Below are 23437 nucleotides of genomic sequence, written 5' to 3' on the forward strand. Positions count from 1 at the left end.
GATAGCGAGGTGCAGAACGGCAGACAAACGGCAAATATCAGAAATGGAAAAGGCCGCGAGAGCGGCCTTTGGTTGATACAACTTTTTGCAATTTTTTGCGAGTAGCCTCGGTTATTGCTGCTGTTCCAGCGCGTCACCGACTTTAATTTTTGCGGCTTTACGCAGGTTGCTCATCAGCGCTTCAAAGACAATCTGCGCATTGTTCTGGGTAATCCCCTGAACCATCGCTTTCTTCTGATCTTCAGGCATAGAACCGGCTTTCACCTCGTCCAGCGCCAGCAGTACAACGTTACCCTGCATGTCGTTCGCCACGCCGTAGCTCGGTTTGTCTTTCGCCGGCAGGCTCAGGCCAAAGGCCGCCTGACTCAGCGGATCCTGACCCGTACGGCTCAGCGTTTTCGCTTCGCCAAAGCTCAGACCCGCCGCTTTCATGGCTTCATCGCCCTTACCAGCTTTCAGATCCGCCAGCAGTTTATCGGCATCAAGCTTCGCCTGCTGCTCTGCTTTATTGTGCTTAACAAGCGCAGTTACCTGATCTTTCACTTCAGCCAGTGGTTTAACGGCTTCAGCTTTGTGCTCTGCAATTCGCAATACAAACGCGCGATCGCCATCCACGGTGATGATGTCGGAGTTACTGCCAGGCGTACCGTTCTCACCAACCAAACCACCATTGAAAATGATGTCAGCGACCGGTTTGAAGTTCAGCTCTTCCGGCAGGCTGTCACGGCTAAACCAGCCCGTTTCAACCGCTTTCATACCCGCCGCCTGCTCCGCACCCGCCAGGGATTCGTTATCGTTGCTGGCGGCATCGCTCACTTTCTGCTGCAGCGCATAGTAGGCATCCAGCGCTTTTTCCTGCTTCACTTTCGCCGCAATGTCGTCGCGGGCTTCGCTCAGCGGTTTAACCTGCGCAGGCTGCACGTCGTCAAGACGCGCAACGAGGAAACCAACGGAAGACTTAATCACACCTGACAGTTGGCCTTTCTCTTTCAGACCGGCATTCTTCAGCTCATCCGGGGTGGTGGAATCTTCCAGCCATCCCATGTCGCCGCCTTTACGGGCAGAGATGATGTCAGCAGATTTTTCTTTTGCCAGCGCAGCGAAATCACCGCCTTTGTTCAGCTCGTCCAGTACCGCTTTGGCTTCATCTTCCGTTTTGGTCTGAATGATGCTGTAGCGGTTACGCTGCGGCTGAGTGAACTGATCCTGATGCTGGTCATAATAAGCCTGAATATCCGCATCGCTGGCCGTCTCCTGCATAGCAGCAGCATCCAGCTTGATGTAGCTCACGCGGAACTGTTCCGGCGTCATAAAGTTGTTTTTATTCTGCTCGTAGTAGCTGGCAACTTCCTGCTCGGTAACAGACTGCTTCGCGGCCAGTGCGTTAACGTCAATTGTCGCCTCGCGAACGATACGCTGCTGTGCGACCAGCGCCGCCAGCTCGTCCGTTTCGCCTTTCAGCATGAAGTCCGTACCGGCAACGCCGTTAATCAGTTGCTGGGTAGTAAGCTGATTACGTAATGCCTGAGCGTACTGGTCTGCGGTCATTCCCATCTGATTAACAATCGCGTTGTAGCGATTGTTATCAAATTTACCGTCCACCTGGAACGCAGGCGTGGCGAAAATAGCCTGTTTAACCTGATCGTCGCTGATGTTGAGATTAAGCTCGCGGGAGTACTGATCCAGCAGCGCTTCGTCAATAAGACGATTCAGCACCTGCTGACGCAGCGTTTTCATGTAGCCTTCGTTCGCAGCCAGCTCGGAGTATTGATCGCCCAGCTGTTGCTGCATGCGGTTACGTTCGCTGTTGAACGCATTCTCGAACTGCCCGCGGCTAATCTCCTGGCCATTCACTTTGGCGGCGAAGTTATTGCCCCCGCCAATCAGGTAACCACTCACGCCGGTCAAAATGAACGACACGATAATGATACCGAAAATAATCTTGAGCACGAGACTGTTAGCAGCCGTGCGTAAGCTGTCCATCATGGTGTAACCACACTCCGCTGTAGATGACTATACGCGTTATCTCTCAAGCCGCCTGCGCGTTGTCACCACAGCGGCGGCAAGGATTTTGAGTATATATGCTTCACGCAGCATAGCGTTTCCTGAACGCTGCGTACAAAGGCCTATTGTGACAAGAAACAGGGGCAATTGTCAGCCCACAACGCGTAGAAAGTACCGGAATTACAAATAAAAAAGGCACATCAGTCGATGCGCCCTTGTACTTCGTCACATCCCCAAAGGGGAAATCACTTAGTTTACCGCGTCTTTCAGTGCTTTACCTGCACGGAAGCCCGGTACTTTAGCCGCGGCGATGGTGATCTCTTTACCTGTTTGCGGGTTGCGACCAGTACGGGCAGCACGCTCTTTAACGGCAAAAGTACCAAAACCTACCAGCGCTACGTCATCACCTTCTTTCAGAGATTCAGTAACAGAAGCAATAATTGCATCTAACGCACGTCCAGCCGCAGCTTTAGAGATATCAGCCCCTGCAGCAATTTTGTCGATCAGTTGAGATTTATTCACTCTTCTCTTCCTCTTTATAATTTATATCGCACCTGAATCCTTCAAAGTGCGAACGCGCAGCAGTTATATCAGGCCTGCCATGCCCTTACAACACCCGTTAATGATGGCAAGCCCAATCCGTCATCTAAATTAGCTATACAAAAAAAGGCTGGCAAGTCCGAAATGGCCTGCCAGCCCTGTTTTTATTAGTGCTCTTTGCGCGAGGTCACTATTTTGCGGTCACAACCTGCATTCCGGAGGGCTCATTTTGCAACGCGAGCGTCAGAACCTCCTCAATGCGTTTCACCGGATGGATGTCCAGATCGGCAATTACGTTGTCCGGAATCTCTTCCAGGTCACGTTTGTTTTCGTCTGGAATTAAGACCGTTTTAATACCACCACGGTGTGCCGCCAGCAGTTTTTCTTTCAAACCACCAATAGGCAGAACCTGGCCACGCAAGGTGATCTCGCCGGTCATCGCCACGTCGGCGCGAACCGGGTTACCGGTCAGACAAGAAACCAGCGCGGTACACATGGCAATACCCGCACTTGGACCGTCTTTCGGCGTCGCCCCTTCAGGTACGTGAACGTGGATGTCGCGTTTTTCGTAAAAGTCGGGATTAATACCCAGTTTTTCCGCACGCGCGCGCACCACGGTCAGCGCAGCCTGAATGGATTCCTGCATGACTTCACCCAGAGAACCGGTGTAGGTCAGCTTGCCTTTACCCGGTACGCAAGCGGTTTCGATGGTCAGCAGATCGCCGCCCACTTCCGTCCATGCCAGACCGGTTACCTGACCAACGCGGTTTTCGTTGTCCGCGCGGCCATAGTCAAAGCGCTGTACGCCCAGGTAGTCGTGCAGGTTGTCACCATTGATCTCAATATGTTTCAGCGACTTGTCGAGCAGCAGCTGTTTCACCGCTTTACGGCACAGTTTGGAAATTTCACGCTCCAGACTACGCACGCCAGCTTCACGGGTGTAATAACGAATAATGCCCACAATGGCGCTATCGTCGACCGTCAGCTCGCCTTTTTTCAGCGCGTTACGCTCAATCTGTTTCGGCAACAGGTGACGTTTAGCAATGTTCAGCTTCTCGTCTTCGGTATACCCGGACAGACGGATCACTTCCATACGATCCAGCAACGGTGCGGGAATATTCATGGAGTTAGAGGTCGCAACGAACATCACGTCGCTGAGATCGTAGTCCACTTCCAGGTAATGATCGCTGAACGCCACGTTCTGCTCTGGATCCAGCACCTCAAGCAGTGCGGAAGCCGGATCGCCACGCATGTCGGAAGACATTTTGTCGATCTCATCAAGCAGGAACAGCGGGTTTTTAACGCCCACTTTAGCCATTTTCTGGATCAGTTTACCCGGCATCGAACCAATATAGGTCCGGCGGTGACCGCGAATTTCAGCTTCATCACGCACGCCGCCCAGCGCCATACGGATGTATTTACGTCCGGTTGCTTTAGCGATGGACTGTCCCAGAGAAGTTTTACCTACCCCCGGCGGCCCAACCAGGCACAGGATCGGCCCCTTGATTTTATTCACACGGCTTTGAACCGCGAGATACTCAAGAATACGGTCTTTGACGCGTTCCAGACCGTAATGGTCGGTATCGAGGATTTCCTGAGCCTGACGCAGATCTTTTTTGACCTTGCTACGCGCATTCCACGGCACCTGAACCATCCAGTCGATGTAGCCACGGACTACGGTCGCTTCCGCTGACATCGGAGACATCATTTTCAGCTTCTGCAGTTCTGCTTCCGCTTTCTCTTTTGCCTCTTTCGGCATTTTCGCCGCGTCGATTTTACGCTTCAACGCTTCGTTTTCGTCCGGCGCATCGTCCATCTCGCCGAGCTCTTTCTGAATGGCTTTCATCTGCTCGTTCAGATAGTACTCACGCTGGGATTTTTCCATCTGCTTTTTCACGCGGTTGCGAATGCGTTTCTCAACCTGCAGCAGATCGATTTCAGATTCCATCATCGCCATCAGATATTCCAGACGTTCGTTAACGTCGGACATCTCCAGTACGGACTGCTTGTCAGCAAGCTTCAGCGGCATGTGCGCAGCGATGGTGTCCGCCAGACGTGCAGGATCGTCAATGCTGTTCAGCGACGTCAGCACTTCGGGCGGGATTTTCTTGTTCAGCTTGATATAGCCTTCGAACTGGCTGATAGCGGTACGCACCAGCACTTCCTGTTCGCGCTCATCAATAGCAGGCGAGTCAAGGTACTCCGCTTTCGCAGAGAAGTGCTCGCCGTTGTCAGACAGCGCTGAAATACGCGCGCGCTGTAACCCCTCGACCAGCACTTTTACGGTGCCGTCAGGCAGTTTCAGCATCTGCAAAATAGAGGCCACGGTCCCGACGGTGAAAAGATCGTTTACACCCGGCTCATCCGTTGACGCTTCTTTCTGGGCAACCAGCATGATTTTTTTATCATGGTCCATAGCCGCTTCCAGACAACGGATAGATTTTTCCCGCCCTACAAATAAGGGTATGACCATGTGCGGATAAACCACCACATCGCGCAACGGCAATACGGGGATTTCAATGCGTTCAGAACGCTCAGGATTCATAGAGCTCTCTCTTAGTTTAGTTTCCGCCAGGTAATCAGGTGGTACGACTGTGCTCCACACCACCTTTAACATGTATGTCAGTATATGGGGATGTTTCCCACACATTCAACGCCATGTTTACGGAAAAATAAAAGGGGAGATAAAATCCCCCCTTATTAATTAAATGTCTGTATGAATTGATGAATTATTCGCCAGATGCCTGCTGCGCTTCCGGCTTACCGTAAATCAGCAATGGCTTGCTCTGGCCGCCAATCACCGACTCATCGATCACCACTTTTTCGACGTCTTCCATAGAAGGCAGATCGTACATAGTGTCAAGCAGTGCGGCTTCGACGATAGAACGCAGACCACGAGCACCGGTTTTACGTGCCATCGCTTTTTTGGCGATCGCATCCAGCGCTTCCTCACGGAATTCCAGATCAACACCTTCAAGATTGAACAGCGCCTGGTACTGCTTGGTCAGGGCGTTTTTCGGCTCTTTCAGGATCTGGATCAGCGCTTCTTCACTCAGTTCGCTCAGCGTCGCTACAACCGGCAGACGCCCGATGAACTCAGGGATCAGACCAAATTTGATCAGATCTTCCGGCTCCACCTGCGACAGCAGTTCACCTTCACTGGCTTTATCAGACTGCGCTTTTACCGTTGCGCCAAAACCAATGCCGGAGCCCGTTTCAACACGGTTAGCAATGACTTTATCCAGACCGGCAAAGGCACCGCCGCAGATAAACAGGATCTTGGAGGTATCAACCTGCAGGAATTCCTGCTGAGGATGTTTACGCCCCCCCTGCGGTGGAACGGCAGCAACCGTACCTTCGATCAGTTTCAACAGCGCCTGCTGTACGCCTTCGCCGGAAACGTCACGGGTAATGGACGGGTTGTCAGACTTACGAGAAATCTTGTCGATTTCATCGATATAGACGATCCCGCGCTGTGCTTTCTGCACGTCGTAATCGCACTTCTGCAGTAGTTTCTGAATAATATTTTCAACATCTTCACCCACATAACCAGCTTCGGTCAGCGTGGTGGCATCGGCCATAGTGAACGGAACGTCCAGCAGGCGTGCCAGCGTTTCAGCCAGCAGCGTTTTACCGGAACCCGTCGGGCCAATCAGCAGGATGTTACTTTTGCCCAACTCGACGCCATTGCTGGTGTCGCCGTTGCGCAGACGTTTGTAATGGTTGTATACCGCGACCGCCAGCACTTTCTTCGCCTGCTCCTGACCGATAACGTAATCGTCCAGGTGGTTGCGAATTTCATGTGGCGTCGGCAGCGCACTGCGTTCACGGTGCGGTGCTACTTCCTTAATCTCTTCGCGAATGATGTCGTTACATAAATCAACACATTCGTCGCAGATATACACGGATGGTCCGGCAATCAGCTTACGCACTTCATGCTGGCTTTTGCCGCAAAAAGAGCAGTACAACAATTTGCCCGAGCCATCTTTGCGTTTATCTGTCATGGGTCAAAACCTCTTCTTTGTTCTTTGTGCCGCACACGACGACGCAAATGCCATTCTCAGGCGCAAGACGCTAGTCAGCGTTGTGCCGCTCCAGGTAATTATAGCGGTACACCTGCGCGCTGGGCATTAATTACGATGGGTCAAAATCGAGTCGACCAGACCGTACTCTACCGCTTCAGAAGCGGAGAGGAAGCGATCGCGCTCGGTATCACGTTCAATCTGCTCAAGAGATTGACCCGTATGATGCGCCATAAGTTCGTTCATGCGCCCTTTTACCTTCAGGATTTCACGGGCATGAATTTCAATATCCGTTGCCTGGCCCTGGTAACCGCCCAGAGGCTGGTGGATCATGACGCGAGAGTTAGGCAGGCAAAAACGTTTACCTTTCGCCCCGGCAGTCAGCAGGAACGCGCCCATTGAGGCCGCCTGGCCCATACAAATGGTGCTGACGTCCGGCTTAATAAACTGCATGGTGTCATAGATAGACATCCCGGCAGTGATCACTCCACCAGGGGAGTTGATGTACAGGTAGATATCTTTTTCTGGGTTTTCTGCTTCCAGGAACAGCATCTGCGCCACGATCAGGTTAGCCATATGGTCTTCGACCTGGCCGGTCAGAAAAATGACGCGTTCCTTAAGTAGACGAGAATAGATATCAAAAGAGCGCTCACCACGTGAGGTCTGTTCAATGACCATCGGCACCAGCGCCATATGGGGTGCAAAGTTATCTCGTTCGCCGCTGTATGACATTTCCGTCTCCTGGATAAAATTTGAAAAAACCTGCTGTGCTGATTGTAACCTTATGGACGGATTATCAGCTAGTCCCTCTGTAATGGGTACGACATCGCCATAATTCAAGCATAACAATCTTTTGTTGTAACGCTAACACTGAAACGCTGTTTTCGCACTCTTCCCATGCAAAATCCGTGACAAAAAAAAACCCGCCACCAAAAGGTGACGGGCTTGCGTACGAAATTCGTGCTAAATAAGCGACGAATTACGCCTGCTGGTTCATCAGCTCGTTGAAGGAAGTGGCTTTTTCAGTCACTTTCGCTTTCGCCAGAACGGCTTCAACAGCCTGCTCTTCCAGAGCGACGTTACGCATGTTGTCCATCAGCTCTTTATTTTTGCTGTAGAACTCAACAACTTCTTTCGGATCTTCGTAAGCAGAAGCCATCTCTTCGATCAGGCCTTTAACGCGATCTTCGTCAGCTTTCAGCTCGTTGGTACGAATCACTTCGCCCAGCAGCAGACCTACAACTACGCGACGCTTAGCCTGTTCTTCGAACAGTTCACGCGGCAGTTCCAGAGCTTGTTTTTCGTTGCCGCCAAAACGCTGTGCAGCCTGACGACGCAGAACGTCGATTTCGCTGTCGATCAGAGCAGCCGGAACGTCGATGTCGTTAGCTTTTACCAGACCTTCGATCGCCTGAGATTTAACGCGGTTACGCACAGCGCCTTTCAGCTCGCGTTCCATGTTTTTACGTACTTCAGCGCGCAGACCCGCTACGGAACCATCTTCAACGCCGAAACGTTTGATGAATTCTTCAGTCAGTTCCGGCAGTTCGCGCTCTTCAACTTTCTTCAGGTTGATAACGAACTTAGCGGCTTTACCTTTCAGGTTTTCAGCGTGGTACTCTTCCGGGAAGGTCACATCGATAGTGAACTCTTCGCCAGCTTTGTGGCCTTTAACGCCTTCTTCAAAGCCTGGGATCATACGACCCTGGCCCATCGCCAGTACGAAGTCAGACGCTTTGCCGCCTTCGAACTCTTCGCCGTCTACAGAGCCGGTGAAGTCGATGGTTACACGGTCTTCTGCATCTGCAGCGCCGTCTTTGTCTTTCCAGGTAGCCTGCTGCTTACGCAGGGTGTCCAGCATCACGTCAACGTCAGCGTCGGTGACTTCAACAACCGGTTTTTCAACTTCGATTGCTTCCAGGCCAGTCAGCTCAACTTCCGGGTAAACTTCGAACTCTACCGCGTAAGTAAAATCTTCACCCAGTTTGTATTCGCCCGGAACGTAGTTCGGTGCGCCAGCCGGATTGATTTTTTCTTTGATGATCGCGTCAACGAAGTTGCGGCTCATCAGGTCGCCCAGAACGTCCTGGCGAACAGACGCGCCATAACGCTGAGCAACAACATTCATCGGTACTTTTCCTTTGCGGAAACCGTCAATACGCACTTTCTTCGCTACGTTGACCAGCTCGCTTTTCACAGCGGTCTCGATGCTGTCAGCAGCGATAGTAATCGTTACACGGCGGCCAAGGCCTTGAGTGGTTTCAACTGAAACTTGCATCTTGTTACCTCAAAAAATCACAGTGCTCGGTCAACTCTTCTCCGCAAGCACAGGTTGTTGGCTTCGCGGAACTGGGATGTTCTCATAAGCAATCACATTCCCTGTCGTCAGAATCATCCCGAAGACATTCCGAAAAATAAGACGCGCATTATAGCGGCATCACTTTTATGAGTCGAGAACGGTTATCGCGCGTTGCTGCGGCTTTTTTCACAATTCCCGGCTAATTTTTGTCTGAATACTGTACGACTGCCCCAGAATTCAGACAAAACAAAACGGCCCGCAGGCCGTTTTCACATAATCTGTAGCAACATACTGGAAAAGCGTCGGTTGTTGCAAATCCGTTTTTACGCGATGCTTCCCGCCCCACGACACGGAGGCGATGCAAAAATCGTATCCTGCAACGCTTCCCACTCCTTAATGGTGTAGGTATGCAGGGCAAGTGCATGAACGGTTGTGGAAAGCTCCACCGTTAAGGTGCTGTAAATCATCCGATGACGATTCAGAAAACGTTCACCTGTAAAGCGATCGCTAACCAGCACAACCTTAAAGTGGCTTTCAGAACCTGCCGGGACATTGTGACGATAGCTTTCATCCACAACTTCGAGGAACACGGGTTGGAACGCTGCCCTTAATTTTTCTTCTATTTGCTCACGAATCATCATGAAGTTTTTCCTCCGACAACGCTGAGATGTCACCCATCCCTTTAAATACTAGCCGCTTTTACCGCTTTCATTACACCTTAGCAACAAAAAATTAGCGTTTGTCTGATTTTCTCAGCCAAATGGATGAAGTTCACTAAATCCTCACTTCGATTTATTGCAAAAAGTCCGTTTATGGTCTCCACAAAGACATAAAACTGACAACACAATGAATTTACATGCGTTACCCACTTCCCCTCATCGTTGGCGATGTTATGATGGCGGGAATTTTCTCCAACCATACAATTTAGATTCGCTGAGAGCCCTGGCATGTTTAAAAAAATCCTCGTCCCGTTTGTCGCGCTGTTTATGTTAGCTGGATGCGCAACGCCGCCGACCACTATTGAAGTTTCCCCGAAAATTACCCTGCCACAGCAGGACCCGAGCCTGATGGGTGTGACCGTTAGCATCAACGGTGCCGACCAGCGTCAGGATCAGGCGCTGGCAAAAGTTTCCCGTGACAACCAGCTTGTTACCCTGACCGCGTCCCGCGATCTGCGCTTCCTGCTGCAAGAAGTACTGGAAAAACAGATGACCGCACGCGGTTATATGATTGGGCCAAACGGTGCTGTTAACCTGCAAATCATTGTTAGCCAGCTGTATGCAGACGTGTCCCAGGGTAGCGTGCGCTATAACATCGCCACCAAGGCAGACATCGCCATCATTGCGACCGCTGCTAACGGCAACAAGATGACCAAAAACTACCGCGCAAGCTATTCTGTTGAAGGCGCACTGCAGGCCTCTAACAAAAATATCGCTGACGCCGTTAACAGCGTGCTGACCGATACCATCGCTGATATGTCTCAGGACACCAGCGTTCACGATTTCATCAAGCAGAACGCTCGTTAATTTCTGCCCATATGGCCCGGCGTTCGTCGGGCCTATAGAAGCCCATGTCCAGTCATTACTTACGTATTTTTCAGCAACCACGTTCAGCTATCCTGCTCATACTGGGATTCGCCTCCGGTTTACCACTCGCACTGACCTCGGGTACGCTTCAGGCATGGATGACAGTCGAGAATATCGATCTTAAAACCATCGGTTTCTTTTCTCTGGTCGGCCAGGCCTACGTGTTTAAGTTCCTCTGGTCTCCGCTAATGGACCGCTACACGCCGCCGTTTTTAGGTCGACGCCGTGGTTGGTTGCTGGCAACTCAGGTGCTGTTACTGATTTCTATCGCCGCGATGGGCTTTCTGGAGCCTGGCACGCAGCTACGCTGGATGGCCGCGCTTGCGGTGGTGATCGCGTTTTGCTCGGCATCGCAGGATATCGTCTTTGACGCATGGAAAACCGACGTGCTACCCGCCGAAGAACGCGGCACTGGCGCGGCTATCAGCGTGCTGGGCTATCGTTTAGGGATGCTGGTTTCCGGTGGGCTGGCTCTGTGGATGGCCGACCGCTGGCTGGGCTGGCAAGGAATGTACTGGCTGATGGCGGCGCTGCTGATACCTTGCATCATCGCTACCCTGCTAGCGCCCGAACCGACTGATGCCATTCCGGTGCCCAAAACGCTGGAGCAAGCGGTTGTGGCCCCGCTGCGCGACTTCTTTGGTCGTAACAACGCCTGGCTAATTCTGCTGCTTATCGTTCTGTATAAGCTCGGGGATGCCTTTGCCATGAGCCTGACTACAACCTTTTTAATCCGTGGTGTCGGATTTGATGCGGGTGAAGTTGGCGTGGTAAATAAAACGCTCGGACTGCTGGCAACCATCGTTGGCGCGCTGTACGGCGGGATCTTGATGCAACGCCTTTCGCTGTTTCGCGCATTGCTGATTTTCGGCATCCTGCAGGGGGCGTCGAATGCGGGCTACTGGTTATTGTCCATCACTGACAAACACATGTTCAGTATGGCCGCCGCCGTCTTCTTTGAAAACCTGTGTGGTGGTATGGGTACGGCAGCGTTTGTCGCCTTATTAATGACGCTGTGCAATAAGTCCTTTTCAGCGACCCAGTTCGCTCTGCTCTCCGCGCTTTCAGCCGTTGGTCGCGTTTACGTTGGCCCGGTAGCAGGTTGGTTTGTTGAAGCGCACGGGTGGCCAACGTTTTATTTGTTCTCTGTGTTTGCCGCTATCCCCGGCCTCATACTGCTGCTGGTTTGTCGCCAGACTCTGGAACATAGCTGGCAAAATGAGAGCTTCATTCCGCGCACGGAATTTCGTAGCGCGTACAGCCTGGCATTAATGACGTTGGTTGCGGGCTGCTGTCTGCTGGTGGTTTGGCTGCTGCTGTTAACCATGAACGCGCTGGATTACACCAACTTCTCCTTCCTGCCGGAACTGCTGGAAATCTCGGTGGTGGTCGCGGTCTGCGGGGTCGTTTTTGGTGGATTGCTGGATTATCTGGCACTGCGCAAAACCCGCCTGGTGTAAAAATCCACATTAATATCGCCGTTGTAATCACCCTGCGTAATTATAACGGCTAAATAAACAACAATTACTAAAAATATTATTTGTTATTTTGTGCGCCAAAGAATTTGGAAATTATTGACGCCTTTTATATATACTATTTCCCTTACTCGATTCAGCCACTACAGATTTATTTTTTGTTCTTCAATTGTCTTTTTATTGATAATCAATTGTTAAACAATTGTTTTATTTTCGTATTGGTTATACCAATTGCCCTCAGCACGTCTCCCGCTTGCCCTCTTTCGTTATAACGTGATGTTGCAACAGGTTCTTAAAGTCAAAACGACATATATTGCAACATATGTGACATGCCCGGCAGAACCCAGTAACACAGATCCAAGGATGTTTACAGTAATGTAACCTTCCCGTAAAATGCCCTCACACTTTAAACGCCACCCGGTCCCGTGGAATTGAGGTCGTTAAATGAGACTCAGGAAATACAATAAAAGTTTGGGATGGTTGTCATTAATTGCAGGCACTGCATTACTCAGTGGCTGTAATTCTGCGCTGCTTGACCCTAAAGGACAGATTGGACTGGAACAACGTTCTCTGATACTGACGGCATTTGGCCTGATGTTGATTGTCGTTATTCCTGCCATCTTGATGGCTGTTGGTTTCGCCTGGAAGTATCGTGCAAGCAATAAAGATGCGAAGTACAGCCCGAACTGGTCACACTCCAATAAAGTGGAAGCTGTGGTCTGGACGGTGCCGATCTTAATCATCATTTTCCTTGCCGTACTGACCTGGAAAACCACTCACGCTCTTGAGCCAAGCAAACCGCTGGCGCATGACGAGAAGCCCATTACCATTGAAGTGGTTTCCATGGACTGGAAATGGTTCTTCATCTATCCGGAACAAGGTATCGCTACCGTGAATGAAATCGCCTTCCCGGCGAATACTCCGGTTGAGTTCAAAGTGACGTCCAACTCCGTGATGAACTCCTTCTTTATCCCGCGTCTGGGTAGCCAGATTTATGCCATGGCCGGTATGCAGACTCGACTGCATCTGATCGCCAACGAAGTCGGTACTTATGATGGTATCTCCGCAAGCTATAGCGGACCAGGCTTCTCCGGTATGAAGTTCAAGGCTATCGCAACAAAGGACCGCGCCGAATTCGACCAATGGGTTGCTAAAGCTAAACAGTCCACGAACACCATGAGCGACATGGCTGCGTTCGAAAAAGTGGCTGTGCCAAGCGAATACAACCAGGTGGAATACTTCTCCAACGTGAAACCAGATTTGTTTAAAGACGTTATTAACAAATTTATGGCTCACGGTAAGAGCATGGACATGACCCAACCCGAAGGTGAGCACAGCGCACACGAAGGAATGGAAGGCATGGACATGAGCCACGCGGAATCCGCTCACTAAGGGGCCGAGGAAGAATACGATGTTCGGAAAATTGACGCTGGATGCAGTGCCGTTCCATGAACCAATTGTCATGGTTACGATCGCTGCCATTATCATCGGTGGTGCGGCCTTACTGGGCCTAATCACTTACTTCGGTAAGTGGACCTACCTGTGGAAAGAGTGGCTAACTTCGGTTGACCACAAACGCCTTGGCATTATGTATGTCATTGTCGCAATCGTCATGTTGATTCGTGGCTTTGCCGACGCCATCATGATGCGTAGTCAGCAAGCGCTGGCTTCTGCAGGTGAAGCGGGCTTCCTGCCACCTCACCACTACGACCAGATCTTCACGGCTCACGGCGTGATTATGATCTTCTTCGTGGCAATGCCATTTGTTATCGGTCTGATGAACCTGGTGGTTCCGCTGCAGATCGGCGCACGTGACGTTGCATTCCCGTTCCTGAACAACCTGAGCTTCTGGTTCACCGTTGTCGGCGTAATCCTGGTTAACCTGTCTCTGGGCGTGGGTGAATTCGCACAGACCGGTTGGCTGGCATACCCGCCACTCTCGGGAATAGAGTACAGTCCAAGCGTCGGGGTCGATTATTGGATATGGGCAGTCCAGTTGTCCGGTATTGGTACAACCCTAACCGGGATCAACTTCTTTGTGACCATCATTAAGATGCGTGCGCCAGGAATGACCATGTTCAAGATGCCGGTATTTAGCTGGGCATCGCTGTGTGCGAACATCCTGATTATCGCGTCTTTCCCAATCCTGACGGTTACCGTCGCGTTGCTGACCCTGGATCGCTATCTGGGCACCCATTTCTTTACCAACGATATGGGCGGCAACATGATGATGTACATCAACCTGATTTGGGCCTGGGGCCATCCGGAAGTGTACATTCTGGTTCTGCCGGTCTTCGGTGTGTTCTCCGAAATCGCTGCAACCTTCTCACGTAAACGTCTGTTTGGTTACACCTCACTGGTGTGGGCAACCGTCTGTATCACCGTGCTGTCGTTCGTTGTTTGGCTGCACCACTTCTTCACCATGGGTGCAGGCGCTAACGTTAACGCCTTCTTCGGTATTACCACCATGATTATCGCCATCCCGACCGGGGTGAAGATCTTCAACTGGCTGTTCACCATGTACCAGGGTCGTATCGTATTCCACTCAGCGATGCTGTGGACGATTGGCTTTATCGTTACCTTCTCAGTCGGCGGCATGACCGGCGTACTGCTGGCGGTTCCGGGTGCGGACTTCGTGCTGCACAACAGTCTGTTCCTGATTGCGCACTTCCATAACGTTATCATCGGCGGCGTCGTATTTGGATGCTTCGCAGGTATGACCTACTGGTGGCCAAAAGCGTTTGGCTTCACGCTGAACGAAACCTGGGGTAAACGCGCATTCTGGTTCTGGATCATCGGCTTCTTCGTGGCGTTTATGCCGCTGTATGTGCTGGGCTTTATGGGGATGACCCGTCGCCTCAGCCAGCAGATTGACCCGCAGTTCCATCCGATGCTGGTCGTTGCCGCCTGCGGTGCCGCACTGATTGCATTGGGTATCCTGTGCCAGCTGATTCAGATCTTCGTTTCTATTCGCGACCGCGAGCAGAACCGCGACCTGACCGGTGACCCATGGGGTGGTCGTACGCTGGAGTGGGCAACCTCTTCCCCGCCTCCGTTCTACAACTTTGCCGTTGTGCCGCACGTTCACGAGCGTGATGCCTTCTGGGAAATGAAAGAAAAAGGTGAAGCGTACAAGCAGCCTGCGCACTATGAAGAAATTCATATGCCGAAAAACAGCGGTGCCGGTATCGTCATTACCGCCTTCGCAACACTGTTTGGTTTCGCCATGATCTGGCATATCTGGTGGCTGGCGATTGCAAGCTTCGCAGGCATGATCATCAGCTGGATTGTGAAAAGCTTTGATGAAGACGTGGATTACTACGTGCCGGTCCCGGAAGTCGAAAAACTGGAAAACCAGCATTTCGATGAGATTACTAAGGCAGGGCTGAAAAATGGCAACTGATACTTTAACGCACGCGACTGCCCACGCGCACGAACACGGGCACCACGATGCAGGCCAGACCAAGATCTTCGGATTCTGGGTCTACCTGATGAGCGACTGCATTCTGTTCTCTATTTTGTTTGCAACCTATGCCGTTCTGGTGAACGGCACCGCAGGTGGCCCAACAGGTAAGGACATTTTTGAACTGCCGTTCGTTCTGGTTGAAACATTCCTGCTGTTATTCAGCTCTATTACTTACGGCATGGCGGCGATCGCCATGTACAAGAACAACAAGAGCCAGGTTATCTCCTGGCTGGCGTTGACCTTCTTGTTCGGTGCCGGATTCATCGGGATGGAACTCTATGAATTCCATCACCTGATTGTTAACGGTATGGGGCCGGATCGCAGCGGCTTCCTGTCTGCGTTCTTCGCGCTGGTCGGCACGCACGGCCTGCACGTCACCTCCGGTCTTATCTGGATGGCGGTGCTGATGGTGCAAGTTGCTCGTCGCGGCCTGACCAGTACTAACCGTACCCGCATCATGTGCCTGAGCCTGTTCTGGCACTTCCTGGATGTGGTGTGGATCTGTGTGTTCACTGTTGTTTATCTGATGGGGGCGATGTAATGAGTCATTCTAACGAGAGCGGCGGCGCATCCCATGGCAGCGTAAAAACCTACATGACAGGTTTTATCCTGTCGATAATCCTGACGGTTATTCCGTTCTGGATGGTCATGACAGGTTCTGCCTCTCCTGCCGTCATTCTGGGAACTATTCTGGCAATGGCAGTGGTACAGATTCTGGTGCACCTGGTGTGCTTCCTGCACATGAATAGCAAATCTGATGAAGGTTGGAACATGACAGCCTTTGTCTTTACTGTGCTAATCATCGCCATCCTGGTTGTGGGCTCCATCTGGATTATGTGGAACCTTAACTACAACATGATGATGCACTAAGAGCGGCGATTATGATGTTTAAGCAATACCTGCAAGTAACAAAACCAGGCATCATCTTTGGCAACCTGATCTCGGTGATTGGGGGATTCCTGCTGGCCTCGAAAGGCAGCATTGATTATCCCCTGTTTATCTACACGTTGGTTGGGGTGTCACTGGTTGTGGCGTCGGGTTGTGTATTTAACAACTACATCGACAGGGATATCGACAGGAAGATGGAGAGGACCAAAAACCGCGTGCTGGTTAAAGGTCTGATTTCCCCTGCGGTCTCGCTGGTATACGCCACCCTGCTGGGTATTGCTGGCTTTATGCTGCTGTGGTTTGGCGCGAACCCTCTGGCCTGCTGGCTGGGAGTAATGGGCTTCGTGGTCTATGTGGGCGTCTATAGCCTGTACATGAAGCGCCATTCCGTTTATGGCACGCTGATTGGCTCACTCTCCGGTGCTGCGCCGCCGGTGATTGGCTACTGCGCCGTAACCGGTGAGTTCGATAGCGGTGCGCTGATTCTGCTGGCTATTTTCAGTCTGTGGCAGATGCCGCACTCTTACGCGATTGCGATTTTCCGCTTTAAGGATTATCAGGCAGCCAACATCCCGGTACTGCCAGTGGTGAAAGGTATTTCGGTCGCGAAGAACCATATCACGCTGTACATCGTGGCGTTTGCTATCGCCACGCTGATGCTCACCCTGGGCGGCTATGCTGGTTATAAATACCTGATTGTTGCTGCGGCGGTGAGCGTCTGGTGGTTGGGCATGGCGCTGCGCGGTTATAAAGTGGAAGATGACAGGGTCTGGGCGCGCAAGCTGTTCGGTTTCTCCATCATCGCCATTACCGCGCTTTCCGTGATGATGTCCGTTGACTTTATGGTGCCAAATTCGCAGAACCTGCTGACTTACGTCTGGTAACGATCTGCTGATACGAAAAGGGTGCCTCCGGCACCCTTTTTTATTGGCAGGGATGTTATTCAGTCATAAAGCCATTTCCCCGCTTCAGCCGACTCAGCAAACATCCTTACGGTTAGCGGTATGCGTGTTGCTTCCACTTCTTCCCGGTTAGCTTTGAACCATCTAGTGAATAGTGGCAGATTGTGCCATGGATAATAAGGTTTCCAGTTCACACATGATAAATCGACTTTGAACTCTTTCTCATATCGATCCAGAGCACTGTGAAGATCATCACCGGGGGCATCAAACAAATCTGAGTCGAGTTCTAAAGGAACCTCTTTCCAGTTTTCATCCAAATACCCAGGTATTTCTTCCCTGAAAAGCTTTAACACATCGTCTTGAATACTCATTAGAATGATGTCCACTGAATGCGATCTTTAGAGCGAGCAATTAAGTTGTATTTTATCTGAGTCTTTCTGGATACTTGCACAAGTGCATTTACAAGACCAATCCACCCAAGCCAGGGTACATAACGAGCAATCACAGCAGCGAGTTTGTTAGTGCTTTGTATCCTTAACCCCACCGGAGTGGGGACTTTAATACCAAATGGTACCCGCGCATCTTTCAGAAGCATTCTCCCGTATTTGGAAACAACACTTGTTCCTTCAATAGCCCCGGAAGGTTTTTGTCTCGTCTTCAACCAGGGTTGACCAGCCAGAATAGCGGCTCCCGATTCAATACCAATACCTAACTCATCACAAAACTGTTCCAGAAAGATGAGATCGAACAATTCGCCAGCGGACAGATTGCTGTGACCATGATACCAATAGGTTCCATTCGCCTCTTCAGTTGTGTCCATTCAATCCCCCATTATGCCGTCTGCCGGTCATTCCATGCGTCGGTATAGATAATGTTCCCGTCGCAATGCTTCCAGGTGATTTTTTCGTAGCGTAATTCTATGGTTTCAAGATGGTTATTATTCATGTCCTCTGGACCAGCCATCGAGGGAGAAACGGAGACAATCCGCACCCCTTCCAGAAACATATTGAAGTATTCAACTTCCTGACCGGCATCATTGATTTTGTACCAACGAATCTCTGCAGACTTAAGATTCTGACCAGAAGCGACAGCTTTGTATAAATACGGGCTGGAGTAGTCAAACTCTTTGACGATCATCATCGGTGAATGTTGGCGTGTGCCTGTTGGCTTGCCTGTACCGTTATCAGTGGGAATAGACAAATTGTGATGAAAGCCTTTAAATTCAATACTGTATTCTCTTCCCTTTACATCACACCCGCCCTTAATCAGCGCACCACCATCGTCATAAATCCACATATTGCCCGGAATCGCCATTTTCCTTTTCCCTCTTTCCATTAGAAATAACCACCAAAAGACTACACCTGTAATTATCGCAAGTAAATTAGTTGCAGTTGTAATTATTTCAATTTTCCCACTACACAATTCCACATATCGTAGAGGTTTACCGCACTCCTTCCCCGCTTTACACTAGGCGCGAAATTAATACAGAGGTGGGAATGAACGATTACAAAATGACGCCCGGTGAGTTGCGCGCCACCTGGGGTTTAGGGACCGTATTCTCGTTGCGCATGCTTGGCATGTTTATGGTTCTGCCGGTTCTGACCACGTACGGTATGGCGCTACAGGGGGCCAGTGAAGCGCTGATTGGCCTTGCCATTGGCATTTATGGTCTGGCGCAAGCCGTGTTCCAGATCCCCTTTGGTCTGCTTTCTGACCGCATCGGTCGTAAGCCGCTTATCGTCGGCGGGCTGGCGGTGTTCGTTCTCGGCAGCGTGATTGCCGCCCTCTCCGATTCAATCTGGGGCATTATTCTCGGTCGCGCTTTGCAAGGCTCTGGCGCGATTGCCGCCGCCGTGATGGCGCTGCTTTCCGACTTAACCCGTGAGCAAAACCGTACCAAAGCGATGGCGTTTATCGGCGTCAGCTTTGGTATCACCTTCGCCATTGCGATGGTGCTAGGACCGATCGTTACTCATGCGCTGGGTCTACACGCGCTGTTCTGGATGATTGCAGCTCTTGCAACCACCGGTATCGTGCTGACTATTTGGGTCGTTCCCAATAGCACCAGCCACATGCTGAACCGCGAATCTGGCATGGTAAAAGACAGCTTCAGCAAAGTGCTGGCGGAGCCCAAACTGCTCAAGCTTAACTTTGGCATCATGTGTCTGCACATTTTGTTGATGTCCACTTTCGTCGCCTTACCGGGCCAACTGGCGAAAGCCGGTTTCCCCGCCGCAGAACACTGGAAAATTTATCTGGTGACGATGCTGCTGTCCTTTGTTTCCGTGGTGCCGTTCATCATTTACGCAGAAGTGAAGCGGCGGATGAAGCGCGTATTCCTCGCCTGCGTGTTACTGATCCTTATCGCAGAGATTGTATTGTGGAGCGCTAACGTGCGTTTTTGGGGGCTGATTGCAGGCGTTCAGATATTCTTCCTCGCCTTCAACCTGATGGAGGCCCTCCTCCCCTCGCTTATCAGCAAAGAGTCTCCGGCTGGCTATAAAGGCACGGCGATGGGCGTTTACTCCACCAGCCAGTTTCTTGGCGTGGCGATTGGCGGTTCGCTCGGCGGTTGGGTGGTCGAAATGTTTGATGGTCAGGCGGTATTCCTGGCCGGCGCGCTTCTGGCGGCAGTTTGGTTGTTGGTGGCAAGCACAATGAAAGAGCCGCCGTATGTCAGTAGCCTGCGAGTGGAAATCCCACCTGAGATTGCCGCAGATGACACCCTTAAGCAGCGTCTGCTGGCTAAAGAAGGGATAAGCGAAGTGTTAATTGTAGCGAAAGAGCATTCGGCTTACGTGAAAATCGACAGCAAAGTGACGAATCGATTTGAGGTTGAACAGGCCATCAGTCAGGCGTGAAGAGTGCCAGATGGCGACTATCGTTTGAGCCGGCCTACAAATAGCGTGTGCAACCTGTAGGCCGGATAAGCGTAGCGCCATCAGGCATTACGACTTAATCGCGGAAGTTCTTAAACTGGAACGGCTGGCCGAGATCGCCGCCGCGAACCAGCGCCATAACGGATTGCAGATCGTCACGCGCCTTGCCGGTCACGCGGATTTCTTCGCCCTGAATTTGCGCCTGCACCTTCAGTTTGCTGTCTTTGATCAGCTTAACGATTTTCTTTTGCACCGCGCTTTCAATGCCCTGTTTCAGCTTAGCTTCAACAAACCAGGTTTTACCGCTGTGCACGAAGGTTTCTGGTACGTCCAACGAAGTGCCTTCAATACCACGTTTCAGCAGCTTGGCACGTAAAATATCCAGCAACTGATTGACCTGGAAATCAGACTCGCTTAGCACCTTAATCGTCTTATTCGACTCGTTCAGCTCAAAAGTCGCTTCAACGCCACGAAAATCAAAGCGTGACTCCACTTCGCGGCTGGCGTTATCTACCGCGTTACGGGCTTCCTGAAGATCAACTTCAGAAACAATATCGAAAGATGGCATCTTTTCCTCTCCCTTCATTTTTGATGCGAAGCATAATACCTGCAAAGTTACACAACAGACAGCGCTATACTAGGCTGTATCCTTTAATTGTACGTGGTACTGATACCTGCGAACAATAATGGGGTACGGCCGATATGGATTAACACCTGGTGATGTTGCAGGTGAGGAGGAAGAATGAAAATTACCGTACTGGGATGTGGAGCGTTAGGACAGCTTTGGCTAACCACGCTGTGCAAACATGGACATGAGGTTCAGGGGTGGCTACGCGTACCGCAACCCTATTGCAGCGTTAACCTGATCGACACGGATGGGTCAGTATTCAATGAATCCCTGACGGCAAACGACCCCGATTTTTTGGCGAAAAGCGACCTGTTGCTTGTCACTCTGAAAGCCTGGCAGGTTTCTGATGCGGTCAAAGGCCTGGCCTCCATTCTGCCTGACACCACTCCCATTCTGCTGATTCACAACGGTATGGGGACGATTGAAGAGTTGCATAACATTAAGCAACCTCTGCTGATGGGCACCACAACCCACGCGGCACGCCGTGACGGCAACGTGATCATTCATGTCGCTCAGGGAACAACAAGGATTGGTCCGGCGCGTGAACAAGACGGTGATTTCAGTTATCTGGCTGAAGTCCTGCAAGAGGTGCTGCCGGACGTCGCCTGGCACAACAATATTCGCGCTGAGTTGTGGCGCAAGCTGGCCGTCAACTGCGTCATTAACCCGCTGACCGCATTATGGGATTGCTCGAATGGAGAGTTACGCCATCATCCTGAAAAAATAGCACTCATCTGCGAGGAGGTGGCGGCGGTCATTGAACGCGAAGGCCACCACACATCAGCAGATGATTTACGCTATTATGTTGAGCAAGTGATTGACAGTACGGCGGAAAATATCTCATCAATGCTGCAAGACATACATGCCCTGCGCCATACTGAGATCGACTACATTACCGGTTATTTGTTAAAACGCGCCCGCGCGCACGGCATCGCCGTCCCGGAAAATGCCCGCCTGTTTGAAATGGTTAAGAGAAAGGAAAGTGAGTATGAGCGCTCAAGCACTGGTATGTCTCGCCCCTGGTAGTGAAGAGACCGAAGCAGTCACCACTATCGATCTGCTGGTTCGCGGCGGAATTAAGGTCACGACCGCAAGCGTTGCCAGCGATGGCGGCCTGACGATCGTGTGCTCACGCGGCGTAAAACTACTGGCGGATGCACCATTAGTGGAAGTTGCTGACGGGGATTTCGACATTATCGTGCTGCCCGGCGGTATTAAAGGCGCCGAGTGTTTTCGCGACAGCCCTCTGCTTGTCGAAACCGTGAAACAGTTTCATCGCTCCGGGCGCATTGTCGCGGCAATTTGCGCCGCTGCCGCCACAGTCCTCGTCCCACACGATATTTTTCCCATCGGTAACATGACCGGTTTTCCGGCGCTGAAAGACAATATTCCCACTGACCAGTGGCAGGATAAGCGCGTCGTATGGGATCCGCGCGTCAATCTGTTAACCAGCCAGGGACCGGGAACCTCAATCGATTTCGGTTTAAAAATCATTGATCTCCTGGTGAGTCGCGAAAAAGCTTACGAAGTGGCATCACAACTGGTGATGGCTGCGGGAATTTATAACTACTACGAGTAATCTTCAGGCCACTCGCATTCAAGGAATTATGATGAAAGGATATCTGAGCGGAGTGGCTTTACTGCTCCTTTCCGGCTACGCCAGTGCGACTCAACTTGAAATTGAGAGCCTTGAGTATCGCTATCCCGCAAGCACTGAGATGCAATATCGCGTGCCGTGGTTTACCTCAACGGATAACCCACAGGTTGCAAAACGCATTAACGATTATATTTTCACAAGCTTTATCAATCAGCTACCGGGAAATAATCCACGAGCGACCGTGAATCAGTTTGCGAAATCAGAGATGAATCCCACCGCAAACCTTGACTACACGGTTGAGTATCGCGACGCCAAAGTGTTGACTCTCAACATGTTTGTCGAAGGCTGCGGGGCGTATTGCGAGTCGTACAATGTACCAATCAGCTTCGATTTAGCCAACGGCGCGACAATTACCCTTAACGACCTCTTTTCCCGCTCCACGATGACCGAATTAAACACCCGCATCAGAAAAGATATCCGCAGCCAAATTGATACCTTTGTTGACGCACAGAAATCACAAAAGCCGGAGCAAATAAAAGAAGACGGTGGAGATTCTGGCTTTGCCGAATTCTACGCATCGTGTGCAACCTACACCGACGGTCTGTACTACATCGACAAATTCTCCCTGCAAAAAGACCATCTGGCTTTCCTGAACGGACGTTGTAGCAACCACGCCAATCGCGCGGGTGACGAACTGGGCGATTTCACCACGAAAATCCCGACCGTTGAACTGCATAATCAGCTCACGCCTTACGGCCAGTATCTGACTACCGCAAAGAGAACTACACCGGTTTCGCCAGCGCCCGGCATTGACGGCAAGGTCATGTACGGCACGTTGGGAAAAAGCATGCGTATTGTGTTGAAGGTCGACTGCAAATACGGTGATTTTTTTGAAGGGGCTTACTTTTACCAGAAATTTGGCGCACCGATTGAATTAAACGGTAAATGCGACACAGCCGACAATCAACATTATGTACTTAAGACGTCTGCCGCTGAACAATCGGAAGAGAAGATAACGCTGGAGTTAAAAGACGGCGTCTATCAGGGTGTCTGGGAGTCGAACGGGAAAAAGCTCCCCGTCCGTTTTGAATAATTTTGTTATATTACCGGATAGCAGCGTAAACAATTTATCAGGCCTACAAAACATACCG

At 51.1% G+C, this 23437-nt stretch carries 22 protein-coding genes; 11 read left to right on the forward strand and 11 right to left on the reverse strand.

All coding sequences use genetic code 11. From position 1 onward, the window contains the following. Positions 1-111 precede the first annotated feature (111 nt). The 7 genes from ppiD to bolA all read right to left on the reverse strand — a co-directional run bounded on the left by ppiD (position 112) and on the right by bolA (position 9506). Positions 112-1986: a peptidylprolyl isomerase gene (ppiD, locus tag ABIE10_RS09075; protein WP_429155354.1), complete on the reverse strand. Its 1875-nt coding sequence runs from the start codon at positions 1984-1986 to the stop codon at positions 112-114. A 267-nt stretch (positions 1987-2253) separates the two neighbouring features. Beyond that, a complete protein-coding gene (gene hupB / locus ABIE10_RS09080) occupies positions 2254-2544 on the reverse strand; it encodes a nucleoid-associated protein HU-beta (RefSeq protein WP_219352570.1) in 291 nt (96 codons plus the stop codon). Positions 2545-2734: 190 nt separating this feature from the next. Beyond that, on the reverse strand, positions 2735-5089 hold the full coding sequence (gene lon / locus ABIE10_RS09085; protein WP_016152052.1) for an endopeptidase La: 2355 nt from the start codon (positions 5087-5089) through the stop codon (positions 2735-2737). 184 nt (positions 5090-5273) lie between these two features. Continuing rightward, on the reverse strand, positions 5274-6548 hold the full coding sequence (gene clpX, locus ABIE10_RS09090; RefSeq protein WP_003831013.1) for an ATP-dependent protease ATP-binding subunit ClpX: 1275 nt from the start codon (positions 6546-6548) through the stop codon (positions 5274-5276). A 126-nt stretch (positions 6549-6674) separates the two neighbouring features. Continuing rightward, positions 6675-7298: an ATP-dependent Clp endopeptidase proteolytic subunit ClpP gene (clpP, locus tag ABIE10_RS09095; RefSeq protein ID WP_003021624.1), complete on the reverse strand. Its 624-nt coding sequence runs from the start codon at positions 7296-7298 to the stop codon at positions 6675-6677. Between the two features lie 247 nt (positions 7299-7545). Then, positions 7546-8844, reverse strand: coding sequence for a trigger factor (gene tig / locus ABIE10_RS09100; RefSeq protein ID WP_003021622.1), 1299 nt, complete (start codon positions 8842-8844; stop codon positions 7546-7548). 344 nt (positions 8845-9188) lie between these two features. Further along, a complete protein-coding gene (gene bolA / locus ABIE10_RS09105; RefSeq protein ID WP_016152051.1) occupies positions 9189-9506 on the reverse strand; it encodes a transcriptional regulator BolA in 318 nt (105 codons plus the stop codon). A gap of 306 nt (positions 9507-9812) precedes the next feature. Here bolA and ABIE10_RS09110 point away from each other — a divergent pair, with 306 nt between their 5' ends. The 7 genes from ABIE10_RS09110 to cyoE all read left to right on the forward strand — a co-directional run bounded on the left by ABIE10_RS09110 (position 9813) and on the right by cyoE (position 17164). Then, positions 9813-10391, forward strand: coding sequence for a lipoprotein (locus tag ABIE10_RS09110; RefSeq protein ID WP_429155357.1), 579 nt, complete (start codon positions 9813-9815; stop codon positions 10389-10391). Between the two features lie 44 nt (positions 10392-10435). Beyond that, positions 10436-11911 (forward strand): muropeptide MFS transporter AmpG, encoded by a 1476-nt coding sequence (gene ampG / locus ABIE10_RS09115; RefSeq protein WP_103283542.1) that lies wholly within the window; start codon positions 10436-10438, stop codon positions 11909-11911. A 459-nt stretch (positions 11912-12370) separates the two neighbouring features. Next, the gene (gene cyoA / locus ABIE10_RS09120) at positions 12371-13318 is read left to right on the forward strand and encodes a cytochrome o ubiquinol oxidase subunit II (protein WP_003847580.1); all 948 of its coding nucleotides are present in this window, start codon (positions 12371-12373) and stop codon (positions 13316-13318) included. Positions 13319-13337: 19 nt separating this feature from the next. Continuing rightward, complete coding sequence (cyoB, locus tag ABIE10_RS09125) at positions 13338-15329, forward strand: cytochrome o ubiquinol oxidase subunit I (RefSeq protein WP_003831008.1); 1992 nt, start codon at positions 13338-13340, stop codon at positions 15327-15329. Beyond that, complete coding sequence (locus ABIE10_RS09130; protein WP_003831007.1) at positions 15319-15933, forward strand: cytochrome o ubiquinol oxidase subunit III; 615 nt, start codon at positions 15319-15321, stop codon at positions 15931-15933. The genes cyoB and ABIE10_RS09130 overlap by 11 nt, the downstream gene beginning before the upstream one ends. Beyond that, on the forward strand, positions 15933-16262 hold the full coding sequence (locus tag ABIE10_RS09135; protein ID WP_003831006.1) for a cytochrome o ubiquinol oxidase subunit IV: 330 nt from the start codon (positions 15933-15935) through the stop codon (positions 16260-16262). The genes ABIE10_RS09130 and ABIE10_RS09135 overlap by 1 nt, the downstream gene beginning before the upstream one ends. 11 nt (positions 16263-16273) lie before the next feature. Continuing rightward, positions 16274-17164, forward strand: a complete 891-nt coding sequence (cyoE, locus tag ABIE10_RS09140) for a heme o synthase (RefSeq protein WP_003831005.1) — start codon at positions 16274-16276, stop codon at positions 17162-17164. Positions 17165-17223: 59 nt separating this feature from the next. Here the strand turns inward: cyoE and ABIE10_RS09145 are convergent, their stop codons facing one another. Genes ABIE10_RS09145 through ABIE10_RS09155 form a run of 3 tightly spaced genes read right to left on the reverse strand, consistent with a single transcriptional unit; the run spans position 17224 to position 18496 of the window. Further along, positions 17224-17553 carry a DUF1493 family protein gene (locus ABIE10_RS09145; protein ID WP_047357697.1) on the reverse strand — a complete coding sequence of 110 codons (330 nt, stop codon included), beginning with the start codon at positions 17551-17553 and terminating at the stop codon, positions 17224-17226. Then, a complete protein-coding gene (locus ABIE10_RS09150) occupies positions 17553-18002 on the reverse strand; it encodes an STM2901 family protein (RefSeq protein ID WP_047357696.1) in 450 nt (149 codons plus the stop codon). Before ABIE10_RS09150 ends, ABIE10_RS09145 begins: the two co-directional genes overlap by 1 nt. A gap of 11 nt (positions 18003-18013) precedes the next feature. Next, positions 18014-18496, reverse strand: coding sequence for an Hcp family type VI secretion system effector (locus ABIE10_RS09155; RefSeq protein ID WP_016155861.1), 483 nt, complete (start codon positions 18494-18496; stop codon positions 18014-18016). 182 nt (positions 18497-18678) lie between these two features. Between ABIE10_RS09155 and ABIE10_RS09160 the strand changes: the two genes are divergently transcribed. After that, positions 18679-20043, forward strand: a complete 1365-nt coding sequence (locus ABIE10_RS09160) for an MFS transporter (RefSeq protein ID WP_049281996.1) — start codon at positions 18679-18681, stop codon at positions 20041-20043. A 94-nt stretch (positions 20044-20137) separates the two neighbouring features. Here the strand turns inward: ABIE10_RS09160 and ABIE10_RS09165 are convergent, their stop codons facing one another. Further along, entirely contained in the window at positions 20138-20629 is a 492-nt protein-coding gene (locus ABIE10_RS09165; protein ID WP_003831002.1) for a YajQ family cyclic di-GMP-binding protein, read from the reverse strand. Between the two features lie 174 nt (positions 20630-20803). On the opposite strand from ABIE10_RS09165, the gene panE reads away from it, so the two are divergent. Genes panE through ABIE10_RS09180 form a run of 3 tightly spaced genes read left to right on the forward strand, consistent with a single transcriptional unit; the run spans position 20804 to position 23379 of the window. Next, positions 20804-21715: a 2-dehydropantoate 2-reductase gene (panE, locus tag ABIE10_RS09170; RefSeq protein WP_047416891.1), complete on the forward strand. Its 912-nt coding sequence runs from the start codon at positions 20804-20806 to the stop codon at positions 21713-21715. Then, positions 21678-22268 (forward strand): protein deglycase YajL, encoded by a 591-nt coding sequence (yajL, locus tag ABIE10_RS09175; RefSeq protein WP_016152043.1) that lies wholly within the window; start codon positions 21678-21680, stop codon positions 22266-22268. The genes panE and yajL overlap by 38 nt, the downstream gene beginning before the upstream one ends. Before the next feature lie 31 nt (positions 22269-22299). Beyond that, positions 22300-23379, forward strand: a complete 1080-nt coding sequence (locus tag ABIE10_RS09180; RefSeq protein WP_429155504.1) for a hypothetical protein — start codon at positions 22300-22302, stop codon at positions 23377-23379. The last annotated feature ends 58 nt before the right edge of the window (positions 23380-23437 follow it).

Source organism: Citrobacter sp. 506, from assembly GCF_050434985.1.
Lineage (GTDB): Bacteria > Pseudomonadota > Gammaproteobacteria > Enterobacterales > Enterobacteriaceae > Citrobacter > Citrobacter braakii.

Bases quoted from the DNA above. Each gene is read 5' to 3' on its own strand.
- yajL (WP_016152043.1), top strand. From the start codon at position 21,678: ATGAGCGCTCAAGCACTGGTATGTCTCGCCCCTGGTAGTGAAGAGACC.
- ABIE10_RS09110 (WP_429155357.1), top strand. From the start codon at position 9,813: ATGTTTAAAAAAATCCTCGTCCCGTTTGTCGCGCTGTTTATGTTAGCT.
- ppiD (WP_429155354.1), bottom strand. From the start codon at position 1,986: ATGATGGACAGCTTACGCACGGCTGCTAACAGTCTCGTGCTCAAGATT.
- ABIE10_RS09150 (WP_047357696.1), bottom strand. From the start codon at position 18,002: ATGGACACAACTGAAGAGGCGAATGGAACCTATTGGTATCATGGTCAC.
- cyoA (WP_003847580.1), top strand. From the start codon at position 12,371: ATGAGACTCAGGAAATACAATAAAAGTTTGGGATGGTTGTCATTAATT.
- ABIE10_RS09165 (WP_003831002.1), bottom strand. From the start codon at position 20,629: ATGCCATCTTTCGATATTGTTTCTGAAGTTGATCTTCAGGAAGCCCGT.
- ABIE10_RS09180 (WP_429155504.1), top strand. From the start codon at position 22,300: ATGAAAGGATATCTGAGCGGAGTGGCTTTACTGCTCCTTTCCGGCTAC.
- panE (WP_047416891.1), top strand. From the start codon at position 20,804: ATGAAAATTACCGTACTGGGATGTGGAGCGTTAGGACAGCTTTGGCTA.
- ABIE10_RS09135 (WP_003831006.1), top strand. From the start codon at position 15,933: ATGAGTCATTCTAACGAGAGCGGCGGCGCATCCCATGGCAGCGTAAAA.
- ABIE10_RS09160 (WP_049281996.1), top strand. From the start codon at position 18,679: ATGAACGATTACAAAATGACGCCCGGTGAGTTGCGCGCCACCTGGGGT.
- ABIE10_RS09155 (WP_016155861.1), bottom strand. From the start codon at position 18,496: ATGGCGATTCCGGGCAATATGTGGATTTATGACGATGGTGGTGCGCTG.
- lon (WP_016152052.1), bottom strand. From the start codon at position 5,089: ATGAATCCTGAGCGTTCTGAACGCATTGAAATCCCCGTATTGCCGTTG.
- ABIE10_RS09145 (WP_047357697.1), bottom strand. From the start codon at position 17,553: ATGAGTATTCAAGACGATGTGTTAAAGCTTTTCAGGGAAGAAATACCT.
- clpP (WP_003021624.1), bottom strand. From the start codon at position 7,298: ATGTCATACAGCGGCGAACGAGATAACTTTGCACCCCATATGGCGCTG.
- tig (WP_003021622.1), bottom strand. From the start codon at position 8,844: ATGCAAGTTTCAGTTGAAACCACTCAAGGCCTTGGCCGCCGTGTAACG.
- bolA (WP_016152051.1), bottom strand. From the start codon at position 9,506: ATGATGATTCGTGAGCAAATAGAAGAAAAATTAAGGGCAGCGTTCCAA.
- cyoE (WP_003831005.1), top strand. From the start codon at position 16,274: ATGATGTTTAAGCAATACCTGCAAGTAACAAAACCAGGCATCATCTTT.
- ampG (WP_103283542.1), top strand. From the start codon at position 10,436: ATGTCCAGTCATTACTTACGTATTTTTCAGCAACCACGTTCAGCTATC.
- ABIE10_RS09130 (WP_003831007.1), top strand. From the start codon at position 15,319: ATGGCAACTGATACTTTAACGCACGCGACTGCCCACGCGCACGAACAC.
- cyoB (WP_003831008.1), top strand. From the start codon at position 13,338: ATGTTCGGAAAATTGACGCTGGATGCAGTGCCGTTCCATGAACCAATT.
- clpX (WP_003831013.1), bottom strand. From the start codon at position 6,548: ATGACAGATAAACGCAAAGATGGCTCGGGCAAATTGTTGTACTGCTCT.